This window comes from Paenibacillus sp. PsM32, from assembly GCF_030433815.1.
Lineage (GTDB): Bacteria > Bacillota > Bacilli > Paenibacillales > Paenibacillaceae > Saccharibacillus > Saccharibacillus kyungheensis.
On the sequence record NZ_JARUWY010000007.1, the window covers coordinates 199,409 to 213,498 of the forward strand.

General features: G+C 39.5%; 10 protein-coding genes. 6 read left to right on the forward strand and 4 right to left on the reverse strand.

What is annotated here, in order from left to right:
• The first annotated feature begins 5 nt into the window (after window positions 1-5).
• A complete protein-coding gene (locus tag QCD85_RS15195) occupies window positions 6-677 on the forward strand; it encodes a GNAT family N-acetyltransferase (RefSeq protein WP_274171115.1) in 672 nt (223 codons plus the stop codon).
• A 675-nt stretch (window positions 678-1,352) separates the two neighbouring features.
• On the opposite strand, the gene QCD85_RS15200 is transcribed toward QCD85_RS15195, so the two are convergent.
• Complete coding sequence (locus QCD85_RS15200; RefSeq protein WP_204826491.1) at window positions 1,353-1,580, reverse strand: CsbD family protein; 228 nt, start codon at window positions 1,578-1,580, stop codon at window positions 1,353-1,355.
• A gap of 363 nt (window positions 1,581-1,943) precedes the next feature.
• Here QCD85_RS15200 and QCD85_RS15205 point away from each other — a divergent pair, with 363 nt between their 5' ends.
• Window positions 1,944-4,622: a YhgE/Pip domain-containing protein gene (locus QCD85_RS15205; protein ID WP_301263131.1), complete on the forward strand. Its 2,679-nt coding sequence runs from the start codon at window positions 1,944-1,946 to the stop codon at window positions 4,620-4,622.
• 236 nt (window positions 4,623-4,858) lie between these two features.
• Here QCD85_RS15205 and QCD85_RS15210 read toward each other — a convergent pair whose 3' ends face one another.
• On the reverse strand, window positions 4,859-6,361 hold the full coding sequence (locus QCD85_RS15210; RefSeq protein WP_301263132.1) for an HD-GYP domain-containing protein: 1,503 nt from the start codon (window positions 6,359-6,361) through the stop codon (window positions 4,859-4,861).
• A 175-nt stretch (window positions 6,362-6,536) separates the two neighbouring features.
• Here QCD85_RS15210 and QCD85_RS15215 point away from each other — a divergent pair, with 175 nt between their 5' ends.
• Window positions 6,537-8,012, forward strand: coding sequence for a potassium/proton antiporter (locus tag QCD85_RS15215; RefSeq protein ID WP_273614663.1), 1,476 nt, complete (start codon window positions 6,537-6,539; stop codon window positions 8,010-8,012).
• Window positions 8,013-8,126: 114 nt separating this feature from the next.
• On the opposite strand, the gene QCD85_RS15220 is transcribed toward QCD85_RS15215, so the two are convergent.
• Window positions 8,127-9,020, reverse strand: a complete 894-nt coding sequence (locus tag QCD85_RS15220; protein ID WP_273614662.1) for an anti-sigma factor domain-containing protein — start codon at window positions 9,018-9,020, stop codon at window positions 8,127-8,129.
• A complete protein-coding gene (locus tag QCD85_RS15225) occupies window positions 9,017-9,565 on the reverse strand; it encodes an RNA polymerase sigma factor (RefSeq protein WP_301263133.1) in 549 nt (182 codons plus the stop codon). The genes QCD85_RS15220 and QCD85_RS15225 overlap by 4 nt, the downstream gene beginning before the upstream one ends.
• A gap of 374 nt (window positions 9,566-9,939) precedes the next feature.
• On the opposite strand from QCD85_RS15225, the gene QCD85_RS15230 reads away from it, so the two are divergent.
• The 3 genes from QCD85_RS15230 to QCD85_RS15240 all read left to right on the forward strand — a co-directional run bounded on the left by QCD85_RS15230 (window position 9,940) and on the right by QCD85_RS15240 (window position 13,770).
• A complete protein-coding gene (locus QCD85_RS15230; protein WP_301263134.1) occupies window positions 9,940-11,628 on the forward strand; it encodes a copper amine oxidase N-terminal domain-containing protein in 1,689 nt (562 codons plus the stop codon).
• 270 nt (window positions 11,629-11,898) lie between these two features.
• On the forward strand, window positions 11,899-12,381 hold the full coding sequence (locus tag QCD85_RS15235; RefSeq protein WP_273614659.1) for a copper amine oxidase N-terminal domain-containing protein: 483 nt from the start codon (window positions 11,899-11,901) through the stop codon (window positions 12,379-12,381).
• A gap of 663 nt (window positions 12,382-13,044) precedes the next feature.
• Window positions 13,045-13,770 carry a YoaK family protein gene (locus QCD85_RS15240; RefSeq protein ID WP_301263135.1) on the forward strand — a complete coding sequence of 242 codons (726 nt, stop codon included), beginning with the start codon at window positions 13,045-13,047 and terminating at the stop codon, window positions 13,768-13,770.
• The last annotated feature ends 320 nt before the right edge of the window (window positions 13,771-14,090 follow it).

Genomic DNA, 14,090 nt, shown 5'->3' on the forward strand with positions numbered 1-14,090 from the left:
TACTGATGGAATTTGTACGTATTACGAATATTGAAGATCCTTTATTTGCAGATATGCATGGTTTGATGGGACGTATTTTCCCGGCAGAAGAAGTATTATCGTTTGATCTATGGAAAGAACCGTTAGAAGATCCGGGTATTCGTGTTTTTGTAGCTGTACATGAAGGCAAAGTCGTAGGAGCTACCGAGTACCGTTATTACGAAGATGATAACGTGGCGATGACTGATTTTACGATTATCGGCGAACCGGGATTAGGTATCGGAGCTTTTCTAGCTAATCAACGTCAAGCTGATCTACAACAAGTCGCTAGCGAAGCAGGCAAAGAATTATTCGGGATGTTCGCTGAAATCTACGATCCTTACCGTATCGAACATCATGAATTCGGTGGCATCAAACCGATGGACCCTTTTGTCCGTCGTGAAGTTCTGTCTCATCTGGGTTATCGCAAACTAGACTTCCCTTATATTCACCCATCATGGAACAACGATGGCGAAGCTGTATCTGAACTCGATTTCTGCTTTCTAGCCTATGATCCAACGACTACATCTCTACCTGGATCACTAATCGAAAAGTTCCTACGTCGCTATTACGCCGTTCTCGCTCAAAAACCAGAAGCATGGGAACAAATGGTCACCCAAGTCGGTCAACGCTCCCAAGTTGCCCTACTCCCACTCTAAATCTATTTATAAAAAAATAAAAAAGCTGATGCAAAGCGGTCCACTCTCCCCTTTGTCATCAGCTTTTTACTTTTCATATGTAGTATTTTATACGTAATATTTTCAAATGTAATATATCTTAATTTTATTCCTACTTAAAAGTAAACCATCCCTTCATTCTATCCGTACATAAAGTATAACTCTTTCTATCACACAGACTATATCCTAATATCTTTTTAAATATTTATCTCTCTACAAATTCATATGTCTTATATACTTTTTCTATCTCTTTCCTAACTCAATTTTTTTGACTCACCCTGCCACTCCCACAGCGGCAGAGCCGCAAGAAAATCATTACTGTATGCTCCAGCACGTAGTGAGCGAAGAGAAGGGGAATCTTCTGAAAGTCGCCTTTGAACGGTGATCCCCACCGCATAGCGGTTATTCAAGGGATCATCGTTCACCAGCGACGCCAAGAAGATCCCCTTCTCGCAGCGCCTCACCACGCGCCCCCAGCATTCCAATCATTTTCCCATTACAAATGAATAAGGCGATTGTGATATCCCCGATTAAGGATATTACAATCGCCCTTTATGTTATGTGCCATCTATGTCGTTGTTAGTCACATGCAAGACCAATTCTACGATACTTTGACCATTCTGGCAAGTCTAAATTGCAAAATTATAAATACACAGCTTATAACAACGTGTTATTAGCATCATTTTCGTAATGACGTTTGCTCCACGTATTGTACTCTTCTTCAGCTGCTTCTTTACTATGACCGTAACGTTCTTGCAATTTTCCGATAAACTTCTCTTTTTCACCGTTGATCACATCTAGATCGTCATCCGTCAATTTACCCCACTGCTTCTTCGCTTCACCTTTAAATTGTGTCCATTTACCTTTGATAATATCATCATTCATTGTTATTCGCTCCTTTATCATTTTGGGTTGGATCAACATTGATAGGTATAGATATGCCGATCAGATGCTGATACTGACTTATTTGACTCAAAGCACATCCATATGAAAATTGTGGTACAATAAAATAAATAGATAGCCTACCTAAATAAAAAGATAATATTCACTTGCTTGTTGAGCCTATAGCGTTTATTATCCATACTCAAGGCATACAACCTGTTGAAGGATTGATATATAAGCTATCCTACGTTGTATTTAACCTGACCTTTTACTTCTGAATCGTTAGGGTAGTGTAAGGAGTTAGAGGTTAAATGATAGTATGAAGTATTGAATTTATTATAGGCGATTAGGTGGTATAACGAAGTTATGAGAAACATTTGGAATATTTATAAAAGTGATTGGAAAAACATTTTCGGTGTATCTACAGGTATTTTGTTAGTCATTGCGATTATGTTATTACCTTCGGTATACGCGTGGTTTAACCTCAAAGCGATGTGGGACCCGTACAGCAATACGTCAGGTATCAAAATTGCCATCACTTCTCAAGATAAAGGAACCACAATTGAAGGAAAAGAGATTAATGTCGGTGATCAAGTACTGGAGAATCTGAAAAAGAACACGACATTAGGGTGGACGTTTGTAGATGAAGATACCGCTAGACATGGTGTTGATACAGGCGAATATTATGCCAGCCTACTTATTCCATCTGACTTTTCCAAAAAAATTGGCAGTATTCTAACCGATAATCCGGTAAAGCCTAAAATTATCTATACTGTAAACGAAAAAATCAGTGCAGTTGCGCCCAAAATTACTGATAAAGGTGCTACTACGATTACACAACAGATCAGCGATGAATTTGTAGAAACCGCCAGTGAAGCAGTGCTTACCAAAATGCAAGACGCTGGAATCAAATTCGAAGAAGAACTTCCAACGATTCGCAATATTGAAAACAAAATTTTGACAGTAGAAGCACGCTTACCAGAGATTGATGAATTTGCGGATAAAGCTTTAGAGCTAGAGAAAAAGCTTCCACAAATCGATGCTCAAGCACAAAAAATTGTCGCTTTGCAAAAACGAATTCCTGAGATCGAAGCCGCCGGTAATATGATTCTCAAAGTAGAAGATAATCTGCCGAAGATCAAAGAAGCAGGCAATCAGATTTTATTGTTACAAAAACGATTACCCGAAATTCAAGCCGCCGCAGATAAAGTGAGCGAACTTGATAAAAACTTTTACAAAGTAGAAGATGCACTCAACCAAGCGATTGAGGATGCTGACAAATTATCCGGTATTATTACAGCTGCTCAAGAAGCATTGCCAAAAGTAAAAGAAATTACAGATATCAGCGCTGATTTTACCAATCGAGTTAATACTTTTTTAGATGAAAATGATGGTGCTTTTGATTCAGTGGCACCGATTATTCGTCAAAATTTAGTTCTGTTACAACAAACAGCCGATGCGACTACTCAATTAGTCGATGCAATTCAAGGCGCAGATATTGATCCGCAAGCGGCTCTGGATGCTCTCTCATTTCTAGATACACGCTTATCTCGTGCTGTCGGAATTATCGAACGTACTACCGATCTATTAACGCGTCTTAATAATGTATTGCCTAATCATCCACTCGACAATACCATCAGTCGATTGAATACCGTTCACGATAAATTTGAACGTCAATTGGAACTGGTACGCAGTATTCAGCAAGCGATCACCAATGGTCAACAACCTGCTGAAGATATTTTGAACAATCTTCGTCAATTGTCTACAGATGCTAGCGATACATTAGGAGATATCATCTCAATCTATGATAGTCAGATCGTACCTGATATTAATCAAGGGTTGGACAATCTTAGAACCGTAGCCAAAGATGCAGCAAGTGTGTTGCAGACGGCTCAGCAAAAGTTACCAGATGTTGAAGCGGTGCTAAATGATGCTCAGAGCGGAGTACAGTTCGGTCAAGAAGAATTGAAACAATTACAGACCGATCTTCCGAATATCGAGAAAAAATTACATGAGGCTAATCAATTATTACAAAGCAAAATGGCCGAGTTCACCAAGCTTATTAATAATGCGGCTGACTTTGTAAATAACGATCTGCCCGGTATTGAAACGAAAGTTCATGATGCCGCCGATTTTGTACGTAACGACCTACCCAAAGCAGAAAAAGAGTTAGATAAAATTACAGATTTGATCCAAAATAAATTACCAGAAGCCGAAAATGCGGTGCATAAAGTAGGCGATTTTATACGTGATGATCTACCGGGACTTGAAAAATCGGTGCACAGTGCAGCCAATAAAGTCAGACTGCTCAAAAATAGCGATAGCGAGCTGTCCCAAATTATCAAATGGTTAAAAGGAGATATTCAGCAAGAAAGTGACTTTTTATCAAGTCCAGTACAGCTAGAAGAAAATCGCACTTATCCGATTCCTAACTATGGTTCAGCGATGTCGCCATTTTACACTACCCTCTCGATCTGGGTAGGCGCAATGTTATTAGTATCTATGTTCAAAGTAGAAGTCGAAGATATAGAAAAACGTTACCGTCCGTATCAGATTTATTTTGGTCGAATGTTTACCTTTATGACGATCGGTATGGTACAAGCGCTTATTATTTCGCTTGGAGATATCTTTATATTAGGTGCATATGTCGTCGATAAAGTCTGGTTTGTCGGGTTAAGTATATTGATCAGTATGGTTTTTGTAACACTAACCTATACACTCGTATCGGTATTCGGCAATATCGGTAAAGGACTGGCAATCATTTTGCTTGTACTGCAATTTTCAAGTTCAGGTGGTACATTCCCTGTCAGTATGACCGGTACTTTTTTCCAAGCATTACATCCATGGTTCCCATTCACCTACGCTGTAGAAGTGCTACGTGAAGCAGTCGGCGGGATGCTGATGGAGACAGTGTATCGAGATGTACTGTATTTGATTGGATTTATGATATTGTTTATGCTATTTGCAGTTGTATTCAAAAAACCATTAGGACCACTAACTGAAAAAATGGCAGAAAAAGCGAAAAAAACAAAACTAATTCCTTAAGCGTTTGGCATCATAAACGCGACTTCTTCTACTTCAATCAATAATGATTTTTGCACAGCAAAATATCTTACATCTAGCGCTTGGCATTATAAACGCGACTTCTTCTACTTCAATCAATAATGATTTTTGCATAGCAAAATATCTTACATCCAGCGCTTGGCACTATAAGCGCGACTTCTTCTACTTCAATTAACAAATATCTCAATCATCACCCAACCAAAAAAAGAGCCGATCCCTTAGGAGATCAGCTCTTTTTTCTTACGATAACTATCAATAAAAATCGAAGCAAATTGCGGGTCCCACTGAGTTCCCCGTCCTTCTTCCAAAATCATAATCGCTTTTTCGGAAGGCATTCCTTTACGATAAGGCCGGTTCGATGTCATCGCATCATATGCATCCGCTACAGCAATAATCCGTCCGAATAACGGAATATCTTCACCTTGTAACCCGTCAGGATAGCCTTTGCCATCATAACGCTCATGATGAGAACGTACACCTGGCAAATACGGTTGCATCGCATCTTTCGGTTCGACCTGTTGTAAAATACTTTCGCCTAGAGCCGGATGTTTTTTGATCTGATCAAATTCTTCATCTGTCAGCTTACCGTCTTTGAGCAATACCGAATCTGTAATCCCGATCTTACCGATATCATGAAGCAAAGCTGTTTTGCGTAAGCGATCCAATTCATACGTACTTAGACCAGCATTTTCACCAATAATCACAGCATATTCAGCTACACGTAACGAATGTCCGGCTGTATAGGGATCACGCGCATCCAGCGCCGCCGCTAATGTAGCAAAATAACTATCCTGCAATTGAGCACTACGACGATCACGCAATTGTAATCCTTTGATCATATGATTAAATCCAGAAATCAATAACGAAAAGTCATCGGAATAATAATCTTCCGCTTCTCCGCTAAAATCACCGTTTTTGACATGTTCCATCTCGCTGTACAGATTACGAATAGGATGCTCTACATCTCTTGCCAGTAACTGTGCCCCGACAATACTAAAAGCGATACTGACTAGAATAACAGCACCTGCCCAGCTCCAATATTCACCACTTTGCATGCCTGTCATTTCTTGCAAGCGTATCTGCGCCGCCAGACTAAATAACACTAATGGAAACACACCGATCAAAAAAATACTCCATTGAAATTTACGACGAACCGATACATGAACTTGCCCTAATTCCAAAATGTCTTTGCCATACAGACGATGCAGACGTTCTTTCATCAGGATCAACATCGGACGAATCGCGGACGCTGTTAGAAAAAATTCAATAAAAGCGTGCATACTCGCTACCATTAACGCTCCTGCGCCGCCAATCCACAAATAGTAGGTGGGTAACGTAATCCAACCTTTTCCCATACAAATAACCATCAGTATCAATGCCGGCACAGTTAATCCTAAAAAGTGTGGCAACATAATGCGATACACCGATAGCTTGGGAAATTTATGTAGTTGGATATAAGCGCGTTTGATCATTTCTTCTGTTGGAAAATCAATCACACATGCTTCACGAATCGTACGGATATGATGTCTAAAGACAATACTTTCAAGCCCTAACATCACGACAAACGAAAACATCATAATGCCAACCATTCTTATATTTTGTAAGAGTGGTGCATCAACCGTTGTTAAAACAAATAATCCGCCAACGACAGCGACTGCAATCACCGATCCGATAATATAGTTCAATAAAATTTGCTTGAGGAACGTTCGATATGACTTCAAAGTAGTCTCCTCTTTTCCTAAATACGTCACTTGATAAACTAGCAATTGATTCTTACTTTATTTATTTCGGTTCTACCTGTTTAAAAGTTGATGTTTTTATAAAGATGATTTCGTTTATATATAAAAGCTTAATATATAACTATAGATATATTTTACGATAAAAAGGGGCTTGCCTATGCATACAACAGAAATGACCAGTAATTTGATCTTACTTCTTGGAAGCCTTCTACTGATTGGCGTGCTTTCCACCAAATTTTCTTCTCGTTTCGGGATGCCTGCACTTGTGTTTTTTATACTAGCTGGTATGGGACTCGGACGTTTTATTTATTATGATAATGCTTTTATCACTCAATGGTTCGGCGTATTAGCACTTGTCATTATTTTGTTTGAAGGCGGGATGCAGACAAGGATGGATATGGTAAAGCCTGTGATTCGTCCTGCTTTATCTCTGGCTACAATAGGTGTATTGCTAACTACTTTTATTATCGGTTATTTTGCTCATTTGATTTTAGGGGTAAGTCTTACCGAAGGATTATTATTTGGAGCGATTGTAGGATCGACCGATGCAGCAGCCGTTTTCTCTGTGCTTGGCAGTAAAAATGTCAGCAAGAAAATCACGTCTACGCTAGAAGCTGAATCTGGTAGTAACGATCCAATGGCGGTATTTTTAACGATTATGTTTATCGAATTAATTCAAGATCCTTCGATTAGCATTTGGAGCAAAATCTTTTCATTTTTCTGGGAAATGGGTTTTGGACTGGTACTCGGTATTATTTGCGGTAAGCTTGCGGTAATGCTGATCAACAAAATTAATTTTGAGACAGCGAGTTTATATCCAGTACTGGCGATTTCAGCCGCACTTTTTACATACGGGGTAAGTTCACTCACTCATGCTAGCGGTTTTTTGGGTGTATATGTGATGGCTCTAGTGATGGGGAATTCTGATCTAACGTATCGACGTTCTATTTTACAGTTCAATCAGGGTTTTGGCTGGATTATGCAAATATTAATGTTTGTATTACTCGGTCTGCTTGTCTTCCCTTCACAATTACCTGCTGTAGCATGGCAAGGGATTATTTTATCAGTCTTATTGATTCTAGTAGCCAGACCTCTTGGGGTATATGCCAGTCTATTGATTAGTAAATTTTCATTTCGTGAAAAAACACTGGTAGCATGGGCAGGGCTTCGCGGAGCTGTTCCGATTGTACTAGCAACGTATCCGCTATTAGCAGGTGTGCCTAATGGACATTTATTTTTTAATGTGGTCTTTTTTATCGTTCTGTCTTCTGCTCTTATTCAAGGAACGACCATATCATCGCTCGCTGACAAATTAGGTTTAACTGAAAATATACCGGATCAACAACCTTCGATTATTGAACTTGTAGCGACCGGTCGTACCACGTCAGAGATTAGCCATCTTACTCTGGATAAGCGAAGTTGTATGATCAATCGAGAAATTCAAGATATCCATTTACCTCAAAGTGTATTAATCACTGCATTGATTCGTAATGAAGAAATACTGACACCACGCGGCAATACTGTGTTGCTAGCAGGTGATAAAGTGTATCTGCTCGGGCCCAAAGCCAAGCGTGAAGATATTCGCAAATTATTTACAGGTGAGATCGATCCTACGTCTCCTCCTCTTACATGATGTAGCCAAATTCTTTTCTGTTGCCTATACACAAAACAAGCGCTCTTCCAATAATGGGAGGGCGCTTGTTATAGGTGTACATATATGATCGAACACGAGATGAAAGTAAACTGGTTACCCCTGAATCTCTGCTGCCAGAATAACAGGTCCTCTTGGTTGATCCCCTTTTTCATCCGGTTCAAGTGTAATCGCAATGGTGTCATAATTTTCTGGTTTGAATGTATAATACATCGCTCCTGTTCCGTCTTGAGTAAGGAACGTTCCTGCACTTTGCTTCACATCACCTTTAATCAACCAGACTTGAAACGCTTGTTTACCTTTTAGCTTGGGTAAGTTATCTGCTTGAACAAGTAAATGTGTTCCCTTATCATCAATAACAATTGATGCGAGTCCCTGGGCAACAATATCGGCTGTAGCTGGATTCAGCTTCACTGCTTCATCTACTTTAAGCCCTTGTGTAGGCATAGAAACAGTCGCTAATTTTCCTTGTAGACTATTCACCTGCGTACTTGAAATAGCTAATTGTTGCTGTAAGCTGTCAATCTCCCCGCGTAAATTAGAAGCATATACTCCTATAATAACAGCAGCAGCGGCAACAAATGTAGTAGCAATGCGCCAGAATCTGCCTTTGTTTTTATCTTTTGTCCATGCTTTATCTTCTTGCGTACTGTATACGACTGCTGGCTTCACGATAGACTCATCCGATGATTTTTCCACTTCTATAGGAGTGGTTCCCCGATCATCTGATATCGTCTGTTCTGTATGGCTAGGTGTAAGTATATGACTCAACACACGATTCTTCATACCTTTTGGTGGCGCAACGTCTTCAACGGCGAATGGCAAAATGTCCATCACCTCCCGAAGTTCTTCAACCGCCAGACGGCATTGTTCATCCTCTTTCATGTATGCTTCGAACTGTGCTTGTTCTTCTGGATCCAAACCGCCCAGTACATACATTTCAATCATATCGTTTAGTTCATTTTTATTATATTGATTATCATTATTCATAAATAGTTTTCCCCCCTCACCGCTCCAGCAAGCTTCTTGTGAAGCTGCCTTATGGCAAGTCTTACTCTGCTCTTGACGGTTCCTAGCGGAATACTATATCGCTCGGAGACTTCATGCTGAGTCAATCCTTGAAAATATATAGATTCAATCACTTGCTTCTGATCTTCTCTCAATTCATCCATTGCTTCTTTAATACGCTGCCGCTCCCAGTTCAGCGTCACTTGCTCTTCGGTATTGGCCTTCATATCAGGTATACCACGAAGTGTTTCATCTTTAGTAGGGTCAACAGGTGCCCGCGATGATTTGCGTCGTAACATATCTACAGCGATATTACGCGTAATCGTAAACATCCATGTAGATAGTTTCCCCTGGCTTTGATCGTAACGCTCTGCATGATTCCATACACGCAGAAATAATTCTTGTACTACTTCTTCTGCTGCCATCGTGTCTTGTACAATCCGATAGGCGAACGAATACACTGCCCGTTCATAACGGTCATATATGCATTCAAGTGCTTCGGCATCTTTTTGGGAAATCCGTCGCATAAGTTCTCTGTCTTCTGCTATATCGTTCATCCAAGGGCTCCTTTCCTGTTCCCTTATATTATAACCTTCGCAAGAAAATTTGCTATGGATGACTTTTTAAAAAATATTATTGGTTCTCTGCTTTATTTACATTAAAAGTTTATTTTTGGAAATTTGGTTCAAGTCTAAGTGAATAGCTTATTAAATTAGAGTAAGCAGTTTAGTTGTTACATTTTTAAGAAATGCGTCACAAAGGGGTTACAATTCAGTTAAACATTTTTAATTTTTTTCAGGAAAGATGATCCACTGCTCTAAAGTAAGCGTATTCTTCTATGAAGTACCTGTTTGATGAACACAATGTAACTGATCCCAAATTACCTAAGGAGAGTGGAAACATGTACAAGTCTGTTCTATCTAAGATTGGTATTCTGCTAATGGCAGTTGTATTGATCTTACCAACAACAGCAGGAGCTGCCGCTGCAACAACTAAAGGCGCTAAAGCTGATCTTCGTTCAGCATTGGGGCAAGTTCTTGGAGAACATGCGTTGCTAGCTATTATTGCAATGCAAAAAGGAATTGATGGCAAAGCTGATTTCGATCAAGCTGCCGCTGCTCTAAATGCTAATACAGATGATTTGAGTGCTGCTGTTGCTTCCGTATATGGTAATGAAGCTGGCGCTGCTTTCAAAACGATCTGGGCTTCGCATATCGGATATTTCGTGGATTATGTAAAAGCAACCGCTGCAAACGATAGCGCTGCTAAACAAAAAGCGAAAGACGAATTAGCAGAATATAAAGTAACACAAGCCAAGTTCTTTGCAGACGCAAATCCTAATTTGCCACAAGCTGCACTAGAAGCAGGACTGGAAGAACATATCAATATGCTGTTGACTGCATTTGATGCTTATGTAGCTAAAGATTATACAAAAGCATATACAACAGCAGATGAAGCTTACAAACATATGTTTATGTTTGGTGATACATTAAGCGCTGCAATTGTAAAACAATATCCTGACAAATTTGCAACAGATATGTCTACAATGGGAGCTTCTGACTTGCGCTCTGCTCTAGGTATCATCTTGGGCGAGCATGCAACATTAGCTGCATGGGCAATGCAAAAAGGAGTTGACGGTGCTCCTGATTTTGAACAAGCCGCTGCTCTACTTAACAAAAACACAGATGATTTGAGTGCTGCTGTTGCTTCTGTATATGGTAACGAAGCTGGCGCTGCTTTCAAAACAATCTGGGCTTCTCATATCGGATACTTTGTCGATTATGTAAAAGCAACAGCTGCTGGCGATGCAACAGCGAAGCAAAAAGCTGTTGATGAATTAGCAGAATACAAAGTAACACAAGCGAAATTCTTCGCTGATGCCAACCCTAACTTACCTCAAGCTGCTCTTGAATCTGGACTTGCAGAACATATCGCAATGTTGCTTAAAGCATTCGATTCTTATGTAGCTAAAGATTACACAACAGCTTATTCTGAAGAACGTATGGCTTATCACCATATGTTTGGATTTGGAGACATTTTGAGTGAAGCAATCGTTATGCAATACCCTGCCAAATTCGGCGGTACTGCAACTCCGACTCCTACAACACCAACTACACCATCTATGCCGAACATGCCTAATATGCCAGCTACACCACCAACAACACCTTCTACAGGTGGAGCGAATGGTACTAGCGCTGATACCAGCCCTGAATTGAAAACAAAAGTAATTCAATTTACACCTGGTAGCAAAATGTATATGGTAAATGGCGTATCGATGACTATGAGCACTAAAGCTACAGTATACAATGGTAAAACATATGTGCCATTGCGTTACCTTGCAGCTAATGCAAATATGAAAGTATTCTACACTAAAGAAACAGCTACAACTTGGTTGGATACAGGTATCCAACGTTACGAGTTCTGGGTGAATTCTAAAGTATACAAAGTAGACAACATGCGTAAAGGCATGAACGATATGGTTATCTCTCGTAACGGACAGACTTTAATCCCTGTACGTTGGTTTGCAGATAACTTTGAATGGAACATGAGTGTAAATAATAATACGATCACGATTAGCAAAACGTATTAATATCTCGTTTGCTAGGTAGCATCATATTTCATATCTATACTTCATGATTGTTCACATGGCGACACCTTGTGCAGATTCAATGCGCAAGGTGTTGTTTTTATGAATTGTTAGCTGATGTATACAAGATTTTATCTTTAATTTTTGTATTCCCTGCTAAATATTACTCTATTGTCATTTTTTTTAATTATTAGCTGATTAGTAATCGGTAAATTGGTTTATAAGTTAGTAAGAGAGCAAAAAATATATCTATTAGACGAAGGAGCACTACACATGAAATTAAACAAATTGCTAGCACCTGTACTTGGATTATCCCTATTGTTACCAGCTGCTGGAGCATTCGCAGCAACACCTACAACAGCAGATATGAGTCCTGAATTAAAAACAAAAGTAATTCAATTTACAATGGGAAGTAAAATGTACATGGTAAACGGCGCTTCAATGTCTATGCCAATGGCTCCTGTTGTATATAAAGGAACTACATATGTACCATTGCGTTACCTTGCAATGAATGCAAACATGAAAGTATCTTACAACAAAGAAACATCTACAACTTGGTTGGATACAGGTATCCAACGTTATGAGTTCTGGGTTAACTCTAAAGTATACAAAGTAGACAACATGCGTAAAGGTTTGAACGATATGGTTATCTCTCGTAACGGACAAACACTTGTACCTGTACGTTGGTTCGTAGACAACTTCGAGTGGGACATGAACGTAAGTAACGGCATGATCACAATCAACAAAACTTATTAATCTGCTAAGTCTAACGTAGATCATATATACAAAAAGAACATTCTAGATCATAGAGTGTTCTTTTTCTTTTGTAAAATATACAGTCTATGGTCTAAAAGTTAATTCTTGCTTTTTATCTGAAATAAGCGTATAATAATTACTGTTATTGTTTAACCCTCGGTTTTATCCTTCGCATTCTTTTTTCGGTATGCTGCCGGAATCATCTCAAATTTCCTTTATGATTAAAACCCAAGAAATTTGAAGTTTGCCGATTCACACTGGCGCGGTCATCGGAGCCGCAAGGACAAGAGAGAGGTAGGGCTTTTGTTGTTTTGGACTCAACTGTTACTTAGATGTAATACAGAGCGAACCAAAACCGTCCCCGTCCATTTCCAAATTCGGGGTTACGGGTTAAAAATAGCTGCAGTCAGCAGCCATATTATCATCAGATTGGGCAGATTATAGTAATCGTGCTCCTACGAAGTGTATTTTGTATACGCGGCAACTTTGAATATAATGATTTATCACATATTTCTGATATTTTTTACACATATGGCTTTTCGGTTGCAATCAACCGGCATAACCTTTGGATATTATGCCCACACATCCCCGGGAACTTCTACACCTGCTTACAGGTGAGGTTCCCGGGGATTTCTATGTCTTATTCAGATTGGAGTATGATCGATGTCTAAGCATCATTTGCGTTATGTATTATTATTATGTTTATGTTTTACTGCTGGATTAGTAGATGTGATCGGCTATTTGCGGCTAGAACATGTATTTACAGCAAATATGACAGGAAATATCGTAGTGCTCGGTATGTCGCTCGGTCGCTTGCACGATCTGGCGATTGCACGTGTACTTACAGCACTTGTTGGATTCGTCATCGGCAATATGATCGCCGCAATCATTATCGGAAGCGATAAATCTCCTTCGCTCTGGTACTATCGTGTGACTACAGCATTGATCGTGGAATGGGGCTTGTTATGTACTTTTGCTCTACTCGCTTATCTTCCTTTAACAGAAACGCTTGTATTTGTATGTCTGGGTAGTTTGAGTATGGCGATGGGGATTCAGACCACCGCAGCCAGACGATTAGGTATAGCGGGTATTTCTACAACTGTACTTACCAATAATCTGGTCAACGCTGTAGAAGATATGGTTGCTCATGTACGTCAACTGTTGTCTGGTCATCCACAGTCGACCAGTCGATTATTATCAACTGAATCCCGGTTGCGCATTTTGGGAATTGTTCTATATGCGTGTGGTGCTATTGTAGCGACTGTGTTAGAACGGCATGCCCCTCTTCTGCTTAGCTGGATTCCTGTGAGTCTAGTAACGATCGTTATTGTGATTGCCCTTTGGAAATACTCCAAATCAGATACCAATCCATCTACGCAGAAATTATAATTTTTTGTCAAAACAAAAAAAGAGACCTCAACGGTCGCAGCCGCTGAGGTCAAGGTATAGTAATTCAAAAGGGGTTATTACAGTCATTATAATAGGTACATCTTAATATTACCTTAGGCGAACCTGAAAGAAACATTAATTTTTCAATTTTAGGTATCTTGCTTTATAATGTCTTTCAAAAAAAAGGAACTCCACGGTCGCAGTCCATGGAGTTCAGTAATGCTTATATATTCAAAAGGGGTATGTCATTACTATAACCGCTGTATCTTAAAAGTTTATGAAATGCACCTAAAAATCGCATTAAAATTCATTTTTTCTAT

Coding starts and splice junctions, on each gene's coding strand:
- QCD85_RS15195 (WP_274171115.1), top strand. CDS start 6: ATGGAATTTGTACGTATTACGAATATTGAAGATCCTTTATTTGCAGAT.
- QCD85_RS15200 (WP_204826491.1), bottom strand. CDS start 1,580: ATGAATGATGATATTATCAAAGGTAAATGGACACAATTTAAAGGTGAA.
- QCD85_RS15220 (WP_273614662.1), bottom strand. CDS start 9,020: ATGAATAATGATAATCAATATAATAAAAATGAACTAAACGATATGATT.
- QCD85_RS15215 (WP_273614663.1), top strand. CDS start 6,537: ATGCATACAACAGAAATGACCAGTAATTTGATCTTACTTCTTGGAAGC.
- QCD85_RS15205 (WP_301263131.1), top strand. CDS start 1,944: ATGAGAAACATTTGGAATATTTATAAAAGTGATTGGAAAAACATTTTC.
- QCD85_RS15230 (WP_301263134.1), top strand. CDS start 9,940: ATGTACAAGTCTGTTCTATCTAAGATTGGTATTCTGCTAATGGCAGTT.
- QCD85_RS15235 (WP_273614659.1), top strand. CDS start 11,899: ATGAAATTAAACAAATTGCTAGCACCTGTACTTGGATTATCCCTATTG.
- QCD85_RS15240 (WP_301263135.1), top strand. CDS start 13,045: ATGTCTAAGCATCATTTGCGTTATGTATTATTATTATGTTTATGTTTT.
- QCD85_RS15225 (WP_301263133.1), bottom strand. CDS start 9,565: ATGCGACGGATTTCCCAAAAAGATGCCGAAGCACTTGAATGCATATAT.